At 69.0% G+C, this 21566-nt stretch carries 20 protein-coding genes; 2 read left to right on the forward strand and 18 right to left on the reverse strand.

Translation table 11 applies throughout. The annotated features are described in order from the left end of the window. Nucleotides 1–19: 19 nt before the first annotated feature. From ABEA10_RS14635 to ABEA10_RS14695, 13 genes are all read right to left on the reverse strand, one after another. Entirely contained in the window at nucleotides 20–724 is a 705-nt protein-coding gene (locus ABEA10_RS14635) for an ABC transporter ATP-binding protein (RefSeq protein ID WP_345463288.1), read from the reverse strand. Next, the gene (locus ABEA10_RS14640; RefSeq protein ID WP_345463291.1) at nucleotides 708–1448 is read right to left on the reverse strand and encodes an ABC transporter ATP-binding protein; all 741 of its coding nucleotides are present in this window, start codon (nucleotides 1446–1448) and stop codon (nucleotides 708–710) included. The genes ABEA10_RS14635 and ABEA10_RS14640 overlap by 17 nt, the downstream gene beginning before the upstream one ends. Then, nucleotides 1445–2488, reverse strand: a complete 1044-nt coding sequence (locus ABEA10_RS14645) for a branched-chain amino acid ABC transporter permease (protein ID WP_345463294.1) — start codon at nucleotides 2486–2488, stop codon at nucleotides 1445–1447. Before ABEA10_RS14645 ends, ABEA10_RS14640 begins: the two co-directional genes overlap by 4 nt. Then, nucleotides 2485–3366: a branched-chain amino acid ABC transporter permease gene (locus tag ABEA10_RS14650; protein ID WP_329237277.1), complete on the reverse strand. Its 882-nt coding sequence runs from the start codon at nucleotides 3364–3366 to the stop codon at nucleotides 2485–2487. The genes ABEA10_RS14645 and ABEA10_RS14650 overlap by 4 nt, the downstream gene beginning before the upstream one ends. Nucleotides 3367–3390: 24 nt before the next feature. Then, the gene (locus ABEA10_RS14655; RefSeq protein ID WP_345463299.1) at nucleotides 3391–4653 is read right to left on the reverse strand and encodes an ABC transporter substrate-binding protein; all 1263 of its coding nucleotides are present in this window, start codon (nucleotides 4651–4653) and stop codon (nucleotides 3391–3393) included. Nucleotides 4654–4676: 23 nt separating this feature from the next. Further along, nucleotides 4677–5432, reverse strand: a complete 756-nt coding sequence (locus ABEA10_RS14660) for an SDR family oxidoreductase (protein ID WP_345463302.1) — start codon at nucleotides 5430–5432, stop codon at nucleotides 4677–4679. Next, entirely contained in the window at nucleotides 5429–6361 is a 933-nt protein-coding gene (locus ABEA10_RS14665) for a polysaccharide deacetylase family protein (protein WP_345463305.1), read from the reverse strand. The genes ABEA10_RS14660 and ABEA10_RS14665 overlap by 4 nt, the downstream gene beginning before the upstream one ends. Then, the gene (locus ABEA10_RS14670) at nucleotides 6358–7107 is read right to left on the reverse strand and encodes an isochorismatase family protein (RefSeq protein ID WP_345463308.1); all 750 of its coding nucleotides are present in this window, start codon (nucleotides 7105–7107) and stop codon (nucleotides 6358–6360) included. The genes ABEA10_RS14665 and ABEA10_RS14670 overlap by 4 nt, the downstream gene beginning before the upstream one ends. 5 nt (nucleotides 7108–7112) lie before the next feature. Next, nucleotides 7113–8297, reverse strand: a complete 1185-nt coding sequence (locus ABEA10_RS14675; RefSeq protein WP_345463312.1) for a CaiB/BaiF CoA transferase family protein — start codon at nucleotides 8295–8297, stop codon at nucleotides 7113–7115. After that, nucleotides 8294–9175: an HpcH/HpaI aldolase/citrate lyase family protein gene (locus ABEA10_RS14680; protein WP_345463315.1), complete on the reverse strand. Its 882-nt coding sequence runs from the start codon at nucleotides 9173–9175 to the stop codon at nucleotides 8294–8296. The genes ABEA10_RS14675 and ABEA10_RS14680 overlap by 4 nt, the downstream gene beginning before the upstream one ends. A 21-nt stretch (nucleotides 9176–9196) precedes the next feature. After that, entirely contained in the window at nucleotides 9197–9967 is a 771-nt protein-coding gene (locus ABEA10_RS14685; protein ID WP_345463318.1) for an IclR family transcriptional regulator, read from the reverse strand. A gap of 186 nt (nucleotides 9968–10153) precedes the next feature. Next, complete coding sequence (locus tag ABEA10_RS14690; RefSeq protein ID WP_345463321.1) at nucleotides 10154–10318, reverse strand: hypothetical protein; 165 nt, start codon at nucleotides 10316–10318, stop codon at nucleotides 10154–10156. A gap of 103 nt (nucleotides 10319–10421) precedes the next feature. Beyond that, nucleotides 10422–10592 carry a hypothetical protein gene (locus ABEA10_RS14695; RefSeq protein ID WP_345463324.1) on the reverse strand — a complete coding sequence of 57 codons (171 nt, stop codon included), beginning with the start codon at nucleotides 10590–10592 and terminating at the stop codon, nucleotides 10422–10424. 125 nt (nucleotides 10593–10717) lie between these two features. On the opposite strand from ABEA10_RS14695, the gene ABEA10_RS14700 reads away from it, so the two are divergent. Beyond that, on the forward strand, nucleotides 10718–12064 hold the full coding sequence (locus ABEA10_RS14700) for a sialidase family protein (protein WP_345463327.1): 1347 nt from the start codon (nucleotides 10718–10720) through the stop codon (nucleotides 12062–12064). 81 nt (nucleotides 12065–12145) lie between these two features. Here the strand turns inward: ABEA10_RS14700 and ABEA10_RS14705 are convergent, their stop codons facing one another. The 4 genes from ABEA10_RS14705 to ABEA10_RS14720 all read right to left on the reverse strand — a co-directional run bounded on the left by ABEA10_RS14705 (nucleotide 12146) and on the right by ABEA10_RS14720 (nucleotide 19099). Beyond that, nucleotides 12146–12640 carry a hypothetical protein gene (locus ABEA10_RS14705; protein WP_345463330.1) on the reverse strand — a complete coding sequence of 165 codons (495 nt, stop codon included), beginning with the start codon at nucleotides 12638–12640 and terminating at the stop codon, nucleotides 12146–12148. A 5-nt stretch (nucleotides 12641–12645) separates the two neighbouring features. After that, nucleotides 12646–16533, reverse strand: a complete 3888-nt coding sequence (locus tag ABEA10_RS14710; RefSeq protein WP_345463333.1) for an SGNH/GDSL hydrolase family protein — start codon at nucleotides 16531–16533, stop codon at nucleotides 12646–12648. Nucleotides 16534–17449: 916 nt separating this feature from the next. After that, complete coding sequence (locus ABEA10_RS14715) at nucleotides 17450–18013, reverse strand: snapalysin family zinc-dependent metalloprotease (RefSeq protein WP_345463336.1); 564 nt, start codon at nucleotides 18011–18013, stop codon at nucleotides 17450–17452. Between the two features lie 147 nt (nucleotides 18014–18160). Beyond that, nucleotides 18161–19099, reverse strand: a complete 939-nt coding sequence (locus ABEA10_RS14720; RefSeq protein WP_345463339.1) for a LysR family transcriptional regulator — start codon at nucleotides 19097–19099, stop codon at nucleotides 18161–18163. Between the two features lie 154 nt (nucleotides 19100–19253). On the opposite strand from ABEA10_RS14720, the gene ABEA10_RS14725 reads away from it, so the two are divergent. Further along, a complete protein-coding gene (locus ABEA10_RS14725; RefSeq protein WP_345463342.1) occupies nucleotides 19254–20594 on the forward strand; it encodes an amidohydrolase family protein in 1341 nt (446 codons plus the stop codon). Between the two features lie 94 nt (nucleotides 20595–20688). On the opposite strand, the gene ABEA10_RS14730 is transcribed toward ABEA10_RS14725, so the two are convergent. Beyond that, a complete protein-coding gene (locus ABEA10_RS14730; RefSeq protein WP_345463345.1) occupies nucleotides 20689–21426 on the reverse strand; it encodes a class I SAM-dependent methyltransferase in 738 nt (245 codons plus the stop codon). Nucleotides 21427–21566: the final 140 nt, after the last annotated feature.

Here is a 21566-nt window from a genome sequence, read left to right on the forward strand (position 1 = left end):
CACCGGGCCCAGGAACCGCCTACAGCCCGAGGAAGGCCGCGCGCAGCCCGTCATCGGCGAGCAGGTCAGCCGATTCTCCCGACATAGTGATTTTTCCTGACTCCAGAACGTAACCGCGCTTGGCCCGCTTGAGCGCCTGCACGACGTTCTGTTCGACGAGGAGGATCGTCATCCCCCGTTCGGCGACGGTGCCGGCGAGTTCCATCGTCTGGCTGACGAGCAGCGGCGACAGACCCTCGGTGGGCTCGTCGAGCATGAGCAGTCGCGGCTTGGCCATCAGGCCGCGCGCCATCGCCAGCATCGACTGTTCGCCGCCGGAGAGGGTTCCCGCCTGCTGTCTGCGCCGGTCGGCCAGCACCGGGAACAGGTCGAAGACCTCGGCGCGGGTGCCGGCGGCGTGGCGCGCCGCGCGCTTGGTGTACGCGCCGAGGTCGATGTTCTCCTCGACCGTCATGTGCCCGAACAGCTGCCGTCCCTGCGGGACCAGGACCAGCCCGCGTTCGACCCGCGCGTGGCTGGGCAACCGGGTGATGTCCTCTCCGTCGAACAGGATCGAGCCGGCCGACGGCGGCAGCACTCCGGCGAGCGTGTTCAGGGTCGTGGTCTTCCCCGCGGCGTTGGCGCCGATGAGAGACACCACCTCACCCGCGTCGACGGTGAGGTCGATACTGTGCAGGACCTCCAGTTGCCCGTAGCCGGCACGCAGGTCAGAGACCGTGAGCATCGCGGTATTCCGTTCCTAGGTACGCCTCGATCACGACAGGGTTCTCGACGACTTCTTCCGGCGTGCCCACCGCCAGTTCCTCTCCGTGGTTCAGCACGACGACCCGGTCGGACAGGTTCATGACGACCTGCATCAGATGTTCGATCACGATGAGGCTGATCCCACGCCGCCTGATGGCTTGGACCAGTTCCACGGCGAGCGGGAGCTCCCTCGGGGTGAGTCCGGCGAAGACCTCGTCGAGGAGCAGCACCCTCGGCCGGGTGGCGAGCGCCCTGGCCACCTCCAGCCGCTTGAGATCTATGAGCGACAGCTCGCGGGCCGGCCGGTGCGCCTGCGCGGCCAGGCCCACGAACTCCAGGGTCTCGGCCGCGATCGACCGGGCCTGGCCCTCCGCCGCACCACCGCCGGTCGCGCCGACCAGGACGTTGTCGGTGACCGACAGGCTACGGAACGGCCGTACGACCTGGAACGTGCGCGTCATCCCGGCGGCGCACACCCGGTGCGCGCGCCAGCCGGTGACCTCACGGCCCGCCAGGTGGATCTCCCCGCGGGTCGGCCGCAGCGTACCGGAGAGCATGTTGAAGACGGTCGTTTTCCCGGCCCCGTTCGGCCCGATGAGCCCGACGATCTCGCCCTCGTCGAGCGACAGGTCGACGCCGTTGACCGCCTTCACGCCGCCGAACTGCTTGGTGAGCCCACGCACGTCCAGTAGAGGTGATGTCATGCGCGCCGCCTCCTCAGCCGGACGAGCAGTTGACTCGCGCCACCGAGGATTCCCTGGGGCAGGAAGAGCACCAGCACCACGAGCAACGCGCCGTACAGCAGCAGATGCACGCCTCCCGGGAAGGCACCGGCCAGCCACGAATCGGCCGGGATCAAGATGATCGCTCCGATCAGCGGACCGTAGCTGCGCCCGAGACCACCGAGGATGGCCAGCAGCACGACCTTCAGCGACACGTCCAGCGCGAACGCGCTCGTCGGGTCGACGAACGCGACGTAGGTGACGTAGAAGCACCCTGCGAGGGACGACAGCGCGATGCTGGTCGCCGTGGCGATCAGCCGGGTACGAGTGGCCGGGACACCCGCGGCCTCGGCGGCCACGTCGTCGTCGGCGACCGCACGCATCCGCCGCCCGATGGCGCGCCGGTCGATGAACACCGACACGAGGACGGAGACGAGCGCGATCACCCCGATGACGAGCAGGTAGGGCACCCGGCTGACGAAGACGAACTGGCCACCCGACGGGTTGACCGGCCAGGTCTCTCCCTGCGAGCCCCCGGTGAGCCCCTTGGCGTACACGGCCAGCGTCGTCGCGATCAGCGGCAGGGCGAAGGTCGCGAGGGAGAAGAACGGCCCTCGCAGACGGAAACCGGGGAACAGCAGCAGGGTGCCGATGACCGTCATGGCGACGACGATGAGCGGCGTCGCCGCCCACCACGACCAGCCGTGGTTCACCGCGTAGGTCACCGCGTACATGCTGACGCCGATGAACAGGGCATGCCCCAGAGAGAGCATCCCGGTGTAGCCGCCGAGCACGTTCCACGCGCTCGCGGCCGTGATCCAGAACAGGGTCTCGATCACGATCCCCGCGAGGTAGGCGTTGGGCCCGACGGCCAGCGCCAGGACCGCCAGCAGGACGAGGCCGGCGACGAGCGGCGTGCCGAGCCGGACCGGCAGCCGATCCCGCCAGCCCACACCGGGCACGGTGACCGGTGTCGTACGCGGTGGCTCGTCCACGGTGGTGGGGACGGAGTTCGAGGTCATTTGAAGCCCACCTCTTCCGCGCCGCGGCGGCCGAACAGGCCGGCCGGGCGCAGCAGTAGAACGACGATGAACACCGCGAGGGAGAACGAGTCCTTCAGACCGCCCGGCAGGTAGAAGCCGGACAGCGACTCCACGATGCCGATGATCATGCCGCCCACGATGGCGCCGCCGAGGCTGCCCAGACCGCCCAGCACCACGACGACGAACCCGGTGAACACCAGCCCGCCGCCCACCGTGGGCGAGATGAAGTAGTTCGGCGCGATCAGCACACCGGCGACCGCGGCCAGGCAGATGCCGATGGCGAAGGCGATGGCGAACAGCCGTTCCACGTTCACCCCGACCAGTTGGATCGCGTACCGGTTCTCCTGCACGGCCCGCAGCGCCCGGCCGGTACGGGTGTGCCGCAGCGCGATGATCAGCCCGACGCCGATCGCCATGGACGCGGCGAACGCGACGAGTTGCCCCACGCCCACGTCGATCCCGCCGAGGTGCAGCGATCTCTTGGCGAACGAGGACGACGCGGACCGGTAGTCCCCGCCGAACGCGAGCAGCATGGCGTTCTGCAACGCCAGCGACAGGCCGAAGGTGACGAGCATCTGCATGGCGGGCGGTGCCGAGCCCATCCGGCGGAACAGGGTGCGCTCGAGGATCCACCCGCCGAGCAGCGCCGCCGGGACGACCAGGACCATGGACAGGTACGGATTGCCGCCGAGCGAGATGTAGAACCAGTACGCGGCGTACATGCCGAGAGTGATGAACTCGCCCTGGGCGAAGTTGATCAGTCGCATCACGCCGAAGATCAGCGTGAGGCCCATGGCGATCAACGCGTAGAGGCCGCCCAGCAGCACTCCGGACACCACAAGTTGCAGTAGCGTCACGAGATCTCCTTGTCGGCTCTCAGGTCATCCCTTGGACAGCGGCGAGAGCGGGATCTTGACCGGCTTGGCCGACGCGTACTTCTGCGGGTAGACCACGACCGGGCTGTCGCCCTGCCACTGCATGCCCACCACGAACGCCCGCTCGTTGAGTCCCTTGGCGTTGAACTTCACGCCGTAGCCGAGAATCGTCGAGCCCGGCGCGAGGTCGACCGACTTCGCCGCCGCCGACAGGTCCTTGGGACTGTCGGACTTGGCCTTGGCCAGCACGTCCTGGAGCAGCACCCAGGTCGCGTCGAAGGCGATGGTGGGCAGGAACGTCGGGGCCGCGCCGCCGTGCGACTGCTTCCACTTGTCCACGAAGGTGGCGCGCAGCTTCTGAACGTCGGGGTTCAGGGCGGAGTCCGGGACGCTTGCGCTGCCCTCGGTGTCGAACAGTCCCTCGGTACCCGACCCCAGTGCGCTCTTGAAGGCGGGCAGCCCGTAGATGCCGCCGGTGCCCATGAACGCGGCGAGCTTGACGTTCTGCTGGTTCAGCGCCTTGAGGAGCAGCACGGCGTCGTTCTGGTAGGACGCCGCGATCACGGCCTCGGGAGCCGCCTGCTTGATCCGCAGTGCGAGCGATGACTGGTCGTTCGTGTCGGTGGGGTAGGAGTAGTTGCCGAGGACGGTCAGGCCGTCCTTCCTCGCCTGGTCCTCCGCGCCCTTGGCCACGAGCGCGCCGTAGGACGAGTCGTTGTGGACGACCACGACCTTGGCCGGATGGCCGAGCACCGGGTTGATCATGTTCTTGACCATGTCGGCGCCGTTGGCCCCGTTGGAGGAGGCGGCGTAGGGGAACTGGAAGAAGTTCTTCAGGCCGCGGCTGGTCAGCTGGTCGCTGATCGCGTCGGTCTCCCAGTAGAACGCGCCGTTGCGCACCGCCGCGGCCGAGGCGGCCAGTGCCAGGTCACTGGCATAGGTGCCCTCAACGATCTTGACGTGTTCCTTGACGGTGAGCCGCGTCGCCTCGCTCACGGCCGTGGCGGCCGATGACGGGTCGCCGTTGACGAGCTGGACCTTGCGACCCTTGACGCCGCCCTGGCCGTTGATCATGTCGACGGCGATCTGGGCGCCGTCGAGGCTGGCCTTCCCCAGTGTCGCCAGAGTGCCCGTGGTGGGGAACAGGGCGCCGATCCTGATCGGCCCGGACGAGTCGCTGCCGCCGGAGCCACAGGCGGCGACGGCCAGTGACATCACTCCCGCCATGGAGGCGGCCGCCATCCGGCGTCCGGTGACCATTCGTTTCATCTCTTCTCCTCAGGAGCAGGGGGTCAGAAAGCGTGGCGGCGCATGCCGCCGTCGACGGGGATGACGGCACCGGTGAGGTAGCCGGCGGCCGGGTCGGCCAGGAAGGCCGTCAGTGCGGCGACGTCGCTCGGCTCGCCGAAGTGGCCGACCGGGATGTGGTCGGCGGCGAACCGGGCTCGTTCCCCCGGGTCGGGGTACAGGCGGGTGACCATCTGTTCGCTGGTCACCCGGCCGGGGATGATCGTGTTCACGGTCACGCCGTCGGCGGCCACCGCGTTGGAGAACGCCTTCGCCCATACGGCGAGCGCCGCCTTGGCCGCCGTCGAGGCGTTCGGCGTGGCCGTCGGCTCCAGAGTGCCGCCCAGCATGATCACCCGGCCGTAGCGGCGGCGGCGCATCTCCGGGGAGAGCGCCTCGGTGATCCGGCGTGGTGTGTGGAACTGGATCGCGAACGTCTCGTCCCACACGGACTCGCCGGTGCCGACGGGTGCCGGCACCGAGCTGCCGGCGTTGTTGATGAGAATGTCGGCACCGCGCCCATCCGCCACGGAGATCACCCGGTCGACGTCGGAGGACACGGCGAGGTCGGCGACGATCGTCGCGTGTTTCCGGCCGTCGCCGGTGGGCAGGCCGGACACCAGCGTGTCGAGCAGTTCGCCGCGGCGAGCGACCGCGAGCACCGACGCACCCGCGGCGGCCAGGCCCGCTGCGATGCCGCGGCCGATGCCCGCACTCGCGCCGGTGACCAGCGCGACCCTGCCGGTGAGGCCCTTACTCATGCGATGGCCTCGGGTTCACCGGCCGGTGGCGGGAAGTGCTCGCGCCAGTACCGGGCGATGTCGAGCCGGGTGGTCACCCACACGTCGTCCCGGCTCGTGGCGTGTTCGAGGAACTCGGCCAGCGCCGAGGCCCGGGCGGCCTGGCCGGAGAGTCGCGGATGCAGGCCGACGGACATCAGCCGCGGCGCCCCGTCGTCCTCCTCGGCGAGATAGTCCAGGGCGCGACGGCAGTAGTCGACGAAGTCACTCGGCCCGCCGAGGTGGCCGTAGTGGTAGAAGCTGTCGTTGTAGGTCATGGAGTACGGCACGACGAGCTGCCAGCCGTCCTCGACCGGCGCGTAGTACGGGATGTCGTCGTTGTAGGCGTCGGCGTCGTAGAGGAACCCGCCCTCCTCCATGAGGAGTCGCCGGGTGTGGATGCTCGGCATCCAGCGCGAGTACCAGCCGAGCGGCCGCTGCCCGCACGTGGCCGTGATGGACTCCACCGCGGCGGCGATCGCCTGCGCCTCCTCCTCCCGGCTCATCGTCCACGCCTCGGACCAGCGGTATCCGTGTGCGCAGACCTCGTGGCCGGACTCGACCAGCCAGGCGGCCGCGTCGGGGTTGCGTTCCAGCGCCATCGCCGCGGCGAACGCGGTGGTCCGCACGCCGAGGCGGTCGAACAGCCGCAGCAACCGGAAGATCCCGGCTCGGCTGCCGTACTCATAGACCGACTCGGTACCCAGGTCGCGGTAGTCGGGGTCGACGGCGCGCGGGACCTCACCAAGGCCTTCGCCCCGGCCGTCGCCGTCGGCCATCGACCGCTCCGACCCCTCCTCCACGTTGACCACGACGTTGAGCGCGACCCGTGCCCCGCCCGGCCAGGTGCCCTGCGGAGGCCGGCGACCGTACCCGACGAGGTCACGACGCGGGCCCATCCCGGCGGTCATGTCGTCGGCCCTTCGCGCAGCGCCGCGATCACCTCGTCGCACCACATGACGTCTCCGTACTGGCGGTCCAGGTCGAAGAGCGCCACCCGGTGGGAGACGCCGACGCGGTCGAAGACGCAGTCGGCCGGGACGACGACGCGGAAGTTCAGCGAGACGGCGTCGACCGCGGTGGCCCGCACGCAGTTGCTGGTCGAGCCGCCGACCACGATGACCGTGTCGACGCCCCGGTCGATGAGCAGACCGAGCAGCGGGGTGCCGACGAACCCGGACGGCTTCTTCTTGACCATGACGATGTCGCCGTCCTTCGGGGCCACGACGTCGGCGATGGCGGCGCCGAAGCTGTCCTCCAGGCACCAGCCCTCGGACTCCACCAGGTCCCGCTTGCGCCGGTAGGCGCCCATGTCGGAACCATCGCGGGCCAGCTCGAACCGCGTGTAGAACACGGGCGCGCCGGCCTCGCGTGCCGCGTCGAGGAGCCGGGCGATCTGGCGTGCCCCCGCCCGGCCGGCCTCGCCGCAGGAGGACACGTACTCATAGGGCTCGTCGCCGATCGGCCCCAGCATGTAGTTCTGTGCGTCGATCACGACGACCGCCGGGCGCTTCCCGAACCCCGAGCGGCGGGCGAACCTTCCGTGGGCCAGCCGGGCGCGCTCGTCCTCGCCGAGCAGGTCGTTCCACAGCGACGAGGGAGGCGGCAGGCTGCCCTGCGCGCCGGGGCGTGCCGTGGGTGCCGGGGCACTCACCATGTCGTTCACTCCTGCTCTGTGTTCAGGCGGGCCAGCACCGCGTCGCGGTCGGCGTCGACCTCGGCGGGACCGGTCCGGCGGATGCGGCCAGGGGTCCGCGAGAGCTTGGGGATCACGTTCTGCATCCGGATCCGGCCGAGGTCGGCGTCGGGTACGGACACGACGGTCTCGCGGGCGAGGTATTGCGGGTCGCGGACGATCTGGTCGGTCTCGTACACCGGCGCGATGGGAGCCTGTGCTCGCTCGAACGCCTCCAGGACGTCGGCAAGGCGCTGTTCGGCGATCCAGTCGGCCACGATGCCGTCGACCAACTCGGAGTTGGCCGAGCGGGCGGCGGGCTGGGAGAAGCGCTCGTCGTCCGCCAGTTCGGGCCGGCCGATGGCGGTGAAGATTCGGTTGGCGATCTGCTGGGTGCCCGCCGAGAGCGTCACCCAACGGTCGTCGGCGGTCCGGTAGGCGTTGCGCGGCGCGGTCCGCGGGGACCGGTTGCCCCGGCGTTTCTGCAGGATACCGAGCTGGTCGTACTCGATGACCTGCGGGCCGAGGATACCGAACAGGGGTTCGTACAGGCTCAGGTCCACCACCTGGCCACGGCCGTCGGGTCGGCTGTCCCGCCACCGCAACGCCGTGAGCGCGGCGTACGCACCGGTCAGTGCCGCCACGCCGTCGGCCAGGCCGAAGGGCGGCAGCGTAGGCGGACCGTCGGCCGCTCCGGTGATCGCGGCGAACCCGCTGAACGCCTCGGCGAGGGTGCCGAAGCCGGGACGGTCGGCGTACGGGCCGGTCTGGCCGAACCCGGTGACCTTCACCATGACGAGCCCCGGGTTGTCGGCCGCGAGCTCGTCGTAGCTCATTCCCCACGAGTCCAGCCGGCCGGGCCGGAAGTTCTCGATGACGACGTCGGCCCAGCGGCAGAGGTCCCGGGCGATCTCGCGATCGTCGGGCTTGTGGAGGTCGAGCGCGATCAGGTCCTTGTTGCGGGAGATCACCTTCCACCACAGCGGTACGCCGTCCCGAGCCTTGCCCCAGCGGCGGGCGTCGTCGCCGCGGGGGTGCTCGACCTTGACGACGTCGGCGCCGAAGTCGCCGAGGATGGTGGCGATCAGCGGACCGGCGTAGAGCGAGGCCATGTCGACGACCCGCAGCCCGGTCAACGCGGCCGGGGCGCCCTCGGGTTCCGCGGCGCTCACGCTCCGGCCTCGGCGATGATGTCGCGGGCGCGATAGAGGATCGGGTAGTCGACGAGCTCGCCGTCCACGCCCACGGCGCCCTTGCCGTGCGCTTCCGCCTCGTCGAACGCCGCCACCAGCCGGCGGGCGCGTTCGACCTGCCGGGTGCTCGGCCGGTAGACCTCATCGATCACCGGGAGCTGGGACGGGTGGATCGCGTGCTTGCCGAGGAAGCCCAGGCGGCGGGACTCCGTCGCCTCGCGGCGCAGCGCGTCGAGGTCGTCGTACCTGGGGTACACCGAGTCGTGCGGCGGCTCCAGGCCGGCCATCCGCGAGGCGAGGACCAGCTGGCTCTTGGCGAACAGCAGCGTCTCGCCGGTCACACCGTCCTCGTGCGGCCAGTCGACGCCGACGTCCAGGGAGAAGTCACCCGCACCGAAGCAGAGCCGCTTCAGCCGGGGCGCCGCAGCGGCGATCTCGAACACCTGCCGTACGCCCTTGACGGTCTCGACCGTCGCCATCATCTCGATTTCGCCGACGGGCAGGCCGGCGCGGCGTTCGAAGGCCTCGATCAGCCGGTCGACCACCTGGATGTCGGCGGCGCTGGTCGCCTTGGGCAGGTTCACCCCGGTCAGGCCCGGACGAACGACCGCCTCAAGGTCGTCCACCAGGTAGGGGCTGTCCACGGGGTTCACCCGGACGTGCAGGCGCGCGCCGACGCCGAACTCGTCGATGGCCCCGGCGACGAGCGTCCGGCTCCCGGCCTTCTCTCCCGGCGGCACGGCGTCCTCGAGGTCGAGGATGAACGCGCGAGCGGGCAGTTGCGGGATCTTGGCGAACTTCGCCTTCTCGGTCCCCGGGATGAACAGCATGGTGATCGGCAAAGGTGCCGTCTTCACGTGGATGACTCCTCGTGCGGGTCAGAGCTGGTTGGGTGGGTTGGCGGCGGTCCAGCCGTCGTAGCGACCGGTGTCGCCGCCGAGCAGGACGGTCAGGTCGCGGGCCGCACGCAGCAGCATCGGCAGCATCGCCTGCCGCGCCGCGGCGTCGAACCGCGAGCTCGGGCCGGCCAGCGTTAATGAGCCGTAGACGCCACCGCGGTCGAACAGCGGAGCGGCGATCGCACCGACGCCCGGCGTGCGGTCGCCGTCCGTGGACAGATATCCGGTCCTGCGGATCTGCCCCAGGTGGTCGTGCACCGTCTGGTGCCGAGCTTCTTCGAGCCCGGCGAACGCCGCGGCCGTCGTCTCGGTGTCCGCGAACGCCAGGATGGCCTTCCCGGAGGGGCCCGCGGACAGCGGCATCGAGCTCCCGATGGGCAGACTCCGGCGGAGCGAGTGCTGACTCTCCAGGCCGGCGACGCAGACCCGCAATGTGCCGAAGCGACGCTGCAGGCTCACCGTTTCACCGGACGCCTCGCGCAGCTCGTGCAGCAGCGGGAAGAAGTGCAGCCGCACCTGGTCGGGCAGGCTCGCCGACATGCTGATCCCCACCAGGGTCGGTCCGACCGAGTACTTCTTCGTCTCGGTGTCACGGACGAGCCATCCCCTCGCGACCAGCAGTCCGAGCAGGCGCGAACACGTCGTCTTGTCCAAGCCGGTTCTCCCGGCGATTTCCAGGAGTCCCATGGGTCCCGACGCACGGGCCACGTGCTCCAACAGGATGAGGGTGCGATCTGCGGCTTGGCTCACTGTCTACGCCCTACTCTCATAGAGTGAGAATGCTTCTCGTAGATTGAGAGGGAGCCTAAGTTGCGAGGCCTGTCCGGTCAATACCTGGTTTGTCCGAGATGGCGGTCGCGTGCCGCCGGCGCGGCGAACAGCGCCCGGACCGCGGCTCGGTGACGATGCTTCGCCCGCGCTGGATGGGCCTGCGCTTCAGACCGCTCGAGCAGGTGGCGTGAGGGCCTCGAATTCGTCCGAGCCGCCGGTGCATTCGACGGAGTACCGGGCTTCGGCCTCCTCGTCCGTCGCCGGCCAGTGCTCCTCGCTGTCGAGCGTGGAGACGGTCCGGTCGCGGCCGGCGCGGTGCGGTGCACGCAAGGCAGGCGCCCTTCGGCCGCCTCGCCGAACCGGGCCCTTGACCGAAAGTGGCCGGGGGGAACCCGGCGTCGCGGCAGGAGTGCGCTGTGCTCCTGATCTGTGATCAGCGCCAGTGGCCGATCACCGTCCCCGCCGTGGCGGTGATGGCCGCGCGGCGGGAGCAGACGACCATTCCCTTAATGATCTTGGGACGGTAGCGTCGCCTGTGCCGATTCGGCGCCTCCTGGGACACGCTGCCCGGCCGGGTGGCGGCGTCCCCTGTGGAGACCCCCATCGAAGATGAGGAAAGACGCACCGTTGAAACGACTTTCCAGGTCAGTGGTGGCCGTGGCGGCCACCGTGTTCGCCTGCACCTTCTCGGCTCAGTCCGCCTTCGCGGATGGTTCTGACCCTGCCAGCGTGGTTCCGGTATCGGGTACCAGTGCGCTGCCGGCGGGCTGCGGGATGCCCGAGGGCGACGGTTATGTCCTGAACCCGAACACCGAGGTTCAACCCATGGTGGCCCGGGACCCGAAGCGACCGGGGCATCTCGTGGCGGTGTACCAGCAGGACCGGTGGAACCGGTACGGCAGCAACGGAGCCGTCACCGCCGTGTCCGACGACTACGGCGCGACGTGGCACCCGTCGGCGGACCAGCCCGCGTTCTCCCGGTGCAACGGCGGTACCGCCGCAGGCGGCGGGGACTACGACGTCACCACCGACCACTGGGTCACGGTCACGCCGTCCGGTGCGGCGGTGGCCGCGTCGTTCTCGCTGTCGCGCACCGGCGAGGTGACGGCGATGCTGGTTTCGCGGTCCGGTGACGGCGGCGAGCACTGGGACGCCCCGGTGACCCTGCAGCGGGACGACGACCCGGAGTTCTTCAACGACCGCCCGTCGATCACCGCCGACCCGTACCACCCGGGCGTGGTCTACGCGGTCTGGGACCGGGTCGACACGCAGGCGAACGGGGACTGGGTCCAGCCGGTCTACCTGGCGAAGTCGACCGACGACGGGCGCACCTGGACCACGAAGAAGGTGTACGACTTCCCCACCGACAGCGGCGTCATCGGCACCGTCCTGGAACCGCTGGCCGACGGGACGCTGCTGATCGGCATGCACCAGGAGACCAACACCACCGCCGCCACCCAGGTCATCCGCTCGACCGACGGCGGCGCCACGTGGTCGGCGCCGACGCTGAACGTGGCGGCCCCGTTCACCGTGGGCACCAAGATCCCGGACCCCGACGACTCGGGTGACGCGGTGCGCAACGCCACGCTGCCCCTGCTGGCGGCCCGGCCGAACAGCAAGGTGGTGAACGCGGTCTGGCAGAGCCAGAGTGCCGACGGCACCTTCCACGTCGCGTACGCGCGGTCCACGGATGACGGGAAGACCTGGTCCGGCCCGGTCCGCGTGGACAAGACGCCCACGGGTTCGGCCGCGGTACCGGCGATCGCCGTGTCCCCCGGTGGCACGGTGGCGATCACGTACTACGACTTCCGCAACAACACCTCCGCCGCCACCCTGCCCACCGACTTCTGGGCTGTCACCTGCGGAAATGACTGCACGAAGCCCGCATCGTGGCGCGAGCGGCACATCGAGGGCCCGTTCGACGCGCGGACGGTGCCGTTGACGAGCTCCGGTCGGATGATCGGTGACTACACCGGCCTGGTCTCGACCGGCTCGGCCTTCGTGGCCGTGTACGGCGTGGCCACCGGCAACACCGCCGACCCGGTCGACATCCACAGCGCGACCTTCTACAACTGACCAGGACGACGCGGACTCGCCGGCGCGCCGGAAGCGCCGGCGAGTCACCAGAGGCGTCGAGCGCCCGGTGCCGTCCCTCGCCTAATGAGGTTTCCAGGGGACGACCTTGTCGATCGGGCCGCCGATCCCTCTGTCCGGCAGCCCGGGAGGGCAACGAAGGTTCGAAATCTCGACGCGAGGAGATGTCGAGGAGAGACGGGATGTCAATCGGGCGCACATGCGCACCGTCTTCTCGGTGTATCCCCCGCCGAACCCGTTATCCCCTCCCCCACGTTCGGTCGTCGTGACGTCGTAGGTCTGAACGCTCTCGGAGAAGTGGCTCTGGAGCAGGGTCATCCGAGCCACGAACATCCGTTGTGTCAGGTTCTTTCTCGCGAGCTCGTAGTTGGCGTGAGCATCGGCTGACGATGTTGACCAGTAGCCCACGAACCTCGCGGCCCGTTCGATGTCGCCGCGGGCCAGCTTCGTCGCGCCGGCTATGGCCTCGTCATCGGCGGATGGCGAGGAGCACCCGCACAGCGCGGCGGTGGCGAGCAGCCACGCGAGCCCGCCCGCCACCGCCCCGAGGTGTTTCATTCCGACTACATGCCCATCGTCCGCAGCGTCGCACTGAACACTCTGGAGTAGGTCGTCGCTCCAGCGATCTTCGGGTGGAATGATTGGGCGGAGACGGCCGGAAGTCCGGGAATTCCAAGGACGGGATCGCCCGTATCACCCGGCGTCTGGTCAGTCACGATCCCGTGGATCGTCTCCGGATCACCGCAGATGGCCTGTCCGGCGAAGGAGCTCCGCGGGTCGGCGAAAGTGACCGGTGCGCCGTCCGCGGTGGCATCGGCGGCGGCTCCGCTCATCTGCTCATCCAGCAGGTCGGCCATTTGGTTCATCCAGGGAGCCTCTGCCGTACCGATTCCGACGATGCACTGGCCGTTGCCGTCCAGCAGGCGGGGGTACCCCATGAACAGGATCTCCGCGTTGGGTGCCTGGCGATGGATTTCCAGCAGAACCGTCTTCATCGCGTCGCGCACGGGACCTTTGATGCGTGTCGGCTCAGCCGAGCTGAGTGGCTCCGTGTCGCCCGAGAGAGTCGAGTCCTGGCAAACCTCCGGCCCCGCCCTGTAAATGCACTGCTTGACGATATCGGTGAAGCGTGCGTTGTTTCCGCCGATCGAGATCGTCACCAGCGTGGTGTTGACGTCCAGATATCCCTGGGACAGCTGAGGGAGCTCACCGTACTCATCCGATCCTCCGGAGATGCCTGCGACATCGCCGGAGAGAACGTTGCCGGTCTTCGCACCAGAGCAGGCGATGAGGTGGTAATCGAGTGCCGGGTCCCAGTGATCGGATCGATAACCCACGCTGTCGCCGTCGTCGGCGAGGGTCCCCTGCCGGGACCATGCGTTGGGCGAACGATGACAGGCGTCCCGCCAGGGCGCCTTGTCAGGGCCGTCGACATCGGTCTCCTTGTAGTAGTCGCTGGGGTTGCTCTGCGCGGACGCTCCCTCGCCGGAGGAGTAGGAGTCACCCAGCGACACCACGATGTTCTTCGGCTTGGCCGACAGCGGCTGGATGGCGATGGAGTCCCACGCGAGGTCTTCGATACCGCTGCCGTCCTCGGTCTCGTTCTCCAGCGTGACCTTGGGCGTGCCGGCGAACTTGAAGACTCCCAGGGACACCCACTTGTTGGCCTGGGTTCGTTGCTCGACCACGCGGTGTGAGTGGAGAACGTCGTTGAGCACGTAGTCGGCCTGACGGGTGTGGGCGCCGTAGTCCGGAGTGTGGATCATTACCCGGGCCCAGCCGTTGACCGCCTGGTTGAGGGTCCAGCTTCCCTTCACCGCGAATATGCTCCCGGACGGGCGGGTGTGAACGAGCCAGAAGTGCCCACCGCTACCACCGCCGAGCTGGTGCAGATCGATCTTGGAAGAGTACGTCGCGGGGTTGGTGTTGTTCGGGTCGAAGTCGAACGTGAACGTACCGGAGCTCGCGACCGACGTACCGCATCTCGGGATGTAGGTGCCGCCGGCCACGTCATCGATCACCAGCGCTCCCGAGGGCAGGCCCGCATGCTGGTCACATTGCGGCGGGTAGTGGGTGCCGTCGGGCTGTTCCGGATAGCCCGGATCGAAACGGATCAGTTCGTGGCCGCACGTATCGTCGCAGTCGCTCTTCCAGGTCGATGATTGATGGTAATAACAGTGCAGGTCGTACAGACCGTTGTACGTGTGCGCGCAGGGGCCGGCCGGCTCACCTGACATTTCGGGGTCGGTCGGCGGATATTTCTGTCCCGGCTCGCAGTCATCGGAGGCGTCACAGAACTGATTCACCGGCGGTGTCGCCTGCAGCCGTTGGGTTTCGGTGTTCCACCACGCCGGCCGGAATCCCGGCCCGTCGGGGGTGTCGATCGACCAGGAGGCGAACCCCAGGACCTTCTCGGGATAGGTCCAGCGTTCCGGATGCGCCGCATCAGCCCAGGAATTGTTGTAGAGGAATGGGAGGCGGTCGTGATCATACCGCGGATTGGCCGGATTGTTGAACCATCCCAGCCCCCAGACGCCGTGGTTCTGTCCGGCTTCCGACTGAGTGTGAAAACCGCTGTTGTACGCCCAGGTGGCGAAGTACCAGTTCTCGATACGCGTGGGATCGGCGTTGTTCACCGTCATGATCGAGTACAGCTGATTCCACTTGTCCGATACCAGCTTCAGACCCGCGGCGATGTTGGCGGCGTAATCCAGGGCGATCGCTCGCTGCTGCGTGAGCGGCAAGGCCGTTTCACCGGACTTCTCGTGACCGGCCATTCGCATACCGTCGGTCATCTGGGAGATGCCGTAACCGCAGTCGACGGCCTGACCCCAGTGAATGGTCCAGTCGGTGATCTCACCGGTCTTGTCGTCTCTCGTGAGGCCGTAGAAGTTGCCGATCAGCGGATTGCTGTACGCACCCGGCTCGGAGTAACGGTCCGCCTGCCACAGGTTGGATTCCTGGGACAGGATCCCGAGGAAGACCTGCGGTGGGACGTGGCCGCCGCCGGCCAGCCCCGGGACGGGGAACATCCCTTGAGGCGTGTAGCTCGGCAGCCCGAACCCTCGATAATTCGCCGGGCGGGTCACGTTGAGCTGCCCGAGCACCGCGAGATCGACGGCCCACTCGACCTGACGTGCCGTCGGTTGATAGGCCTGTGACTTGACGTCGTTACGCGGCACCGAACACCACCGGTCGTCGTCCACGGGGTTCGACGGCGATCCCGCGACCGCGCGTCCCATCTTTCGATCCGGTGCCGCGCCGGCCAGGCGGACGGGCTTGCGGCCGTCGGCGTACCGCCCGCTCACCCGTTTTCCGGGCCGCACGTCGAAACCCACCGTCTTCCCGGTCGCCGGGACGACCGCCCGCATCCGTACGATCTCCGGGCGGTCGGCCTCGACCGGAGCGCCCACCTCGCGCATGGCCGCATAACTCGAATCCACACGTGTCAGGACGAGCCCGCCGCGGGTCGAGACCTGAGCGGTCGTCGACACGTTCAGATGCCGCACGGCCGACGGCAGGGCGGCGAGTTCGGAGGGGCTACCGGTAATGAACACCTTTCCGCCGGTGCCCGCCTGCAGCCCGACCTTACCGAGGGCACCGTTCGCGAGCGTCGAGGTCTGCTTTCCGACGGTCCGCTGGACCCGGACCTGGTTGTTCAATCGGTCCAGATAACTCACGCCGCCTTGACCGTCGGCCCGCAGGTCGAACGGAACGTTGGCGGTGGCTGCCAGTGGCGTCATCTTTCCGGTCGCACTGAACCGGGCGAGGAGTTTTCCATACGCCGCCGTGATGCCGCTATCGGTCGGTACGGCCGACGTGACCTGACCTTTGATCTTCAGCGCCCTGCCGGTCCGGGCGGTCGCCGTGTCAAGACGGACCAGCCGGGTGGCACCGAGATCCTCATCACCTTCCTGAGTAAGAATGGCGGACTCACCCGTCCCACACCCCGGATTGAAATAAGACAGGCTCGTTGTGATCGGGAGTTTCTTCACCGCCCCCGACCTCATGTCCACTACCGCCGTAAAGGCTCCCCGGCGGGCGAGCTCCGCCGTGTTCGTGAACGTCCGCGGGGCGTACACGACGACGGCCCGTCGCCCGGAGGCCGTGAGGCAGGCGTTCCCGATCCACTGATCGGCGTCGAGCCCGGGCTCCGCCAGCGTCGCGACCGTGCGCCAGGTGTAGCCGCTGGACGCGTCCGCCGCCAGCAGGTGCAGGCCGGTCGCATCACCAACCGTGGTCCACGTGACATCGCCCGAAGTGCGCCAGCCCTTCGGTAACACCGAATCCCGCTGCCGCGCGTCGATGGTGCCGCCCGCGGCGGACGGCGTCGCCTTCTTCCCCGCGCCGGTGGGCCCAGGTGTCGATGCCGTGGCCAGCGTCGCCGGCAGGCAGAGCGAACAGACCATGCTCATACAGACGAGTAAGATCCAGCGTCGATGAAGTTTCATTTGACACCTTTTCGGCCATGTAAAATGAGGCGGACACCATGCCGCCGGCATCATGCACTTCCAACAGGAGGACCGTTCCACTAAGGAACGGCGATTCGGCCAGAGCCGGCGCGGATCGATATCTGGCGGGATCACGGCAGCAGACAAAGGCCGTACGACAACGCAGGGAGGTACTAGGCCGGCGACTTCACGAATCCGACCATGACGGCAACAGAGTGTGGGCCGACTTCCGCAGAAGACGCCCTTTGGGATTCCTACCTTTCAAACGGATAATCGAGTATCTCCGGGTTAAGAAAAACGGTCAAACTACACTGTGCTTCTATTCGCTACTCTCGGCGATCAGGTCGTTCGGCTCTGGATGACTTCGCAGCTAACTGGTTTTGGTGCGTAGACCAGGTGGGGCCGTCGTCCACATCAGGACATGGTTCAGGAAACCATTGGTGGCCGGATCGGTCCCGACCGCGAAAGGAAATCAGTCGGGTCGGGGACTGAATGCAGCGGCCGGGCACCGTCACGAAGGAAAAGAGGCGCCGCAACAGGGCGTGGCACATCTCGCTGATACAACCGGTTGGCGGCGACCTGGCCGAGGCGAGGGCCACCGGCCGGAACATCGCCTTCCAGCACCAGCCCGAAACCGCCGGGCGCAGGGACGTCTACCACCTGGGCGAGGACTCGCTGACTGATCACCTATGACGCACCATTGCGGCTGGGGTCCACCGGCACTTCCGGGTCAGCGTCGCCCGCCATATCGGCTCCACATGCTGAGCCCGGCCGCGACGGCTCGGCGCGCTTGGAGGACCGGTGCTCACGGTCGGCAAGGACACGGCCGGAGACGAGCGGACGTCGGTGGGTGGGCGGCACGCAGCGCCCGCCGTCCCTTGGAAGGACGGCGGGCGCGATGGGTGGAGCGGGCGCGTCAGGGGGCGTCGACGATCAGGGCGAGGCTCGCCGGCGGCACGGCCGCGGGGCTCGCGTAGTTGGCGTCGGCGGCGGCTCGTTCCGCGGCGTTCGGTGTCGCGTTCGTGCAGGATACGCCGCCGGTCGAGCCGGACATCAGGGACGAGCACGGGCCCGGCTTGTTGTCCGGCAGGCCGAGGCTGTGGCCCAGTTCGTGTGCGGCGATGCGGATCGTGTTGTAGCCCTCATTCACCGCCTCGCGGCCGAAGTAGACCGTGCTGTGCCGGCCGCCGGGGCGGGCCGGGCCGAGTGTCGTCTCCGGCCAGCCGTCGTAGGCGACGATCTTGATTTCGGCGGTCTGGCCTGCGGTGGCCTCGACCAGGCGCACGTTCTGGACGCTGGCGTTCCAGGAGTTCGCGCCGGCGACGACGGCGCTGCGGAACTCCGCGGCCTGGCTGTCGTCGTAGTGCAGGACGATCTGTGCGAGGGGGCGTGGCGCGGCGTGGGCCGACGGGACCACGGCCGCGGAGACGGCGAGTGTGGCGGCGCAGGTCAGTGTGCGGACGGGGATGCGGTGGGCCATGGCGGGGGCCTTCCTCGGTGGGAGATGAAAGTGCCGGATCCCGGGGGCAAGGTCCGCCTCAGACTATTCATGACACAGTCGCGTAACAAGCAGCAAAGGCAAGCGTCACCGGATGCGGTCAGGGGCCGGTCCCGTCGAACCGCGGGACTACTCGTCGGTGTGAGTGCCGCGGCGGCGGCGCCAGGCCGCCGCCGCGGTGTCGTCGTCACTGGCCAGCACGATGCGCAGGAACTGCCGGGACACCGGGCTGGGCCGGCGCGCGCAGGAGGCGGCGATGGCGATCTCGTACGTCGGCGGGCGCGGCCGTACCGGGACGAACCGCAGGTCCTTGACGTTCTCGGTGATCGGGACCGGCACGAAGGCGATGCCGACCCTGAGGCGTACGAGGTCCAGGATGCTCGACATGTCGGCCGTCTCGAACGTGGTGTGCCGCTGCTGGATCCCGGCGGTGACGAACGCCCGGTCGACCACGCCGCGTACGCCCCAGCCGGGCGGGAAGTCGATGAACGTCTCCTCGATCACGTCGTGGAGATCGATGGACCGGGCCTCGGCGAGGCGGTGGCCGGGCGGGCACGCGAGCACGACCTCACCCGTTGTCAGCGGGTACAGATCGATGCCGGGCACCGTGCCGATGGTGATCAGCACGGCCAGGTCCATGCTGCCCTCGCGCAGCCGCTCGATGTGGCCCACGGTCCCGCGCGCCTCGGGCGCCCGCAGCCGGATTTCCACCAGGGGGAACCGCTCGCGGAAGACGGCCAGTGACTCGCGGATGTGATCGGGGGTGACGCCGAACAGCACGCCCAGTTCCAGCGTGCCGCGCAGCCCGCCGCCGGCCTCCTGCACCGCCTGCCGCGCGTGCCGTGCGGCGGACAGCACCCGCCTCGCCTCGGGCGCCAGCGCCCGCCCCGCCTCGGTGAGGGTGACGCGCTGCTTCGTGCGGTCGAACAGCGGCGCCCCGAGCTCACGCTCGAGCGACCGCACCGACGTGGAGACGCCCGACTGCACGATGTGCAGACGTTCGGCCGCCCTGGTGAAGCTCCGTTCTTCGGCGACGGCCAGGAACACCTCGAGTTTCCGCGTGTCCATGTGATCCCATCATCTCTGATTCAGATCGAGTCATCCGACTTTGATGTTGGACATCGATGGACAGGGGGGCGAAACATTGGAGATGGCACAGGAACTCGTCGCCCGGGGTCACGGCGGGGCAGACCGGCGCACACCCTGATCCACCTGGAGGAACATGTCCACCCTACTCATCCGCTCCGGCCATGTGACCAGCCTCGATGAGTCGATCGGCGAGATTCCCGACGGCGACGTACTGATCGACGGTGACACGATCAAGGCGGTCGGCCGAGGGCTGGAGGCGCCCGGCGCCAGGATCGTCAACGCCGCCGGGAAGATCGTCGTTCCCGGCCTGGTCGACGCGCACCGCCACGTCTGGCAGAGCGCGATCAGTGGCGAGACGTCCCCGGAGAACTGCTTGGGGACCGTGCTCGCCGAGCTTCCCGACCGGTACGGGCCCGAGGACGTCTACGCGGGTGTGCTCTGGGGCGCCCTGCGGGCGATCGACTCCGGGGTCACGACGGTCGCCGACTGGTCCCACATCATCACGACGCCGGCCCACGCCGACGAGAACGTACGGGCCCTGCGCGACTCCGGGATCCGGGCGCTGTTCCTGTACGGGCCGCCGATCGGCGAGGACGTCATGAAGTGGTTCGTGCAGAGCACGGTGCCACACCCGTCCGACGTCCGGCGCGTACGGTCCGAGCTGCTCGGCGACGACACCGCGCGGGTCACGATGGGCCTGGCCCTGCGGGGGCCGGAGTTCTCCACCCCGGAGGTCACCGCGGCCGACTTCCGGCTGGCACGCGAGCTGGGCGTACCGATCAGCATCCGCTCCGGACTCCCGGCGTACCTGGCCCGGTCGCGGACCATCGAGACCCTCGACCGGCTCGGCCTGCTCGGCCCCGACGTGCACCACGCCCACGGCACGCGGCTCTCCGCCGCCGATCTGGACCGGATCGCGGTCACCGGCGGTTCGATCGTGGCGTGCCCGACGGCCGACGTGTCCATGGCCAGGTCGACCGGAACGAGCCGGTTCCCGATCACCGGCCGCGCCATCGCGCACGGGCTGCTGCCGGCCCTCGGCACCGACATGGCGGCAGGCGGTGCCTCCGGGCTGTTCGCGGAGATGCGAAGGGCCCTCGCGAGCGAGCGCGAGCGCGCGATCGCCGCCAGGTCCACGCACGGCGAGACGCCGGTCCATCTCACCGCCCGGGACGCGCTCCGGCTCGCGACCGTCGCCGGTGCGGCGGCGCTGGGTCTCGCTGACCGCATCGGCACCATCAGCCCAGGCAAGCGCGCCGACCTGGTCATCGTGGACGGCCCGATGGCGTCGTGGCGGGATCCTGCCGCCGTCGTACTCGAGTCGGACGCCGCCGACGTCGACACGGTGATCGTCGACGGTGTGGTGGTGAAGCGGGCCGGCCGCCTGGCCGGGCCGGCGGCACGCCGGGCGGCGGCCCTGTGGGAGGCGTCGCGGCGGCGGCTGTCCGCCTGGACCGGACTCGTCCCCGCATGACCGAGCGCAGCAAGGGAATCAAAAGACGCGCCCCTGTGGTCACCCTCCCCGACGCAGGAGGACTCATGACCGGCCGGGTGCCGGCGGGGGCGGATCAGGCCGGTTTGACGGCGCTGACGGCGCGGGTGCTCATCCACGGCCCGCCCCACCACATGCGCCACCCCAGCGGGCGGAGGCGGACGTCCGCCAGGCCCAGCTCCGTCAGGCGGCGCCGGTACGCGTCGGCCGCCGAGATATCGGCGATCAGCAGCCGCCCGCCGGGCCGCAGCACGCGTACGGCCTCATCGATGGCGCGCGCCCGGCCGTCGGCGCCCTTGATGTTGTGGATGGCGAGGCTGGAGACGATCACGTCGAACGACGCGTCGTCGAACGGCAGCGCGGTCATGTCACCGGTCCGCAACTCGATCCGGTCGCGGACGCCCTCGGCCTCGGCGTTGCCTTCGGTGACGGAGATCGCGTTGCCGGACTGGTCGACGCTGCGCCACAGGTCGACGCCGACGGCGCGGCCCTCCGGGAGCCGCTCCGCCGCCAACAGCAGCACCGCTCCCCTGCCGCAGCCGAGGTCGAGCAGCCGCTCGTCGCCGCGCAGGCCGAGATCATCGAGAAGCCCGTGCCAGACCGCGAACTTGCCCCGCCTCGTCGCGTGGAGGTACAGCGCCACGCTGACCAGATTGACCGCGGCGACCGCGAACGGAATCCAGCCGAACTCGATGCCCACGCCGAACGTCACGCCGATGCCGGCGAACACCATCCCGACGACCGTGCACGCCAGGCCGAACAGCGCGTACGGCGCGTCCACACCGTACGATCCTCGTCTCCGCACCGTGATCACGAACGGCACCGTACTGAGAACCGGCGCCGGGCGCACTCGGCACGGCTCCGGCCGTGACCGAATCGAGTTTGTTGCCGTGTGACAATAAATGAGGCATGCCGGGATCATCACGCGCCGGCACGCCCATAGAATCGGTTCCA

It is taken from the genome of Actinoallomurus oryzae, from assembly GCF_039541955.1.
GTDB lineage: Bacteria > Actinomycetota > Actinomycetes > Streptosporangiales > Streptosporangiaceae > Actinoallomurus > Actinoallomurus oryzae.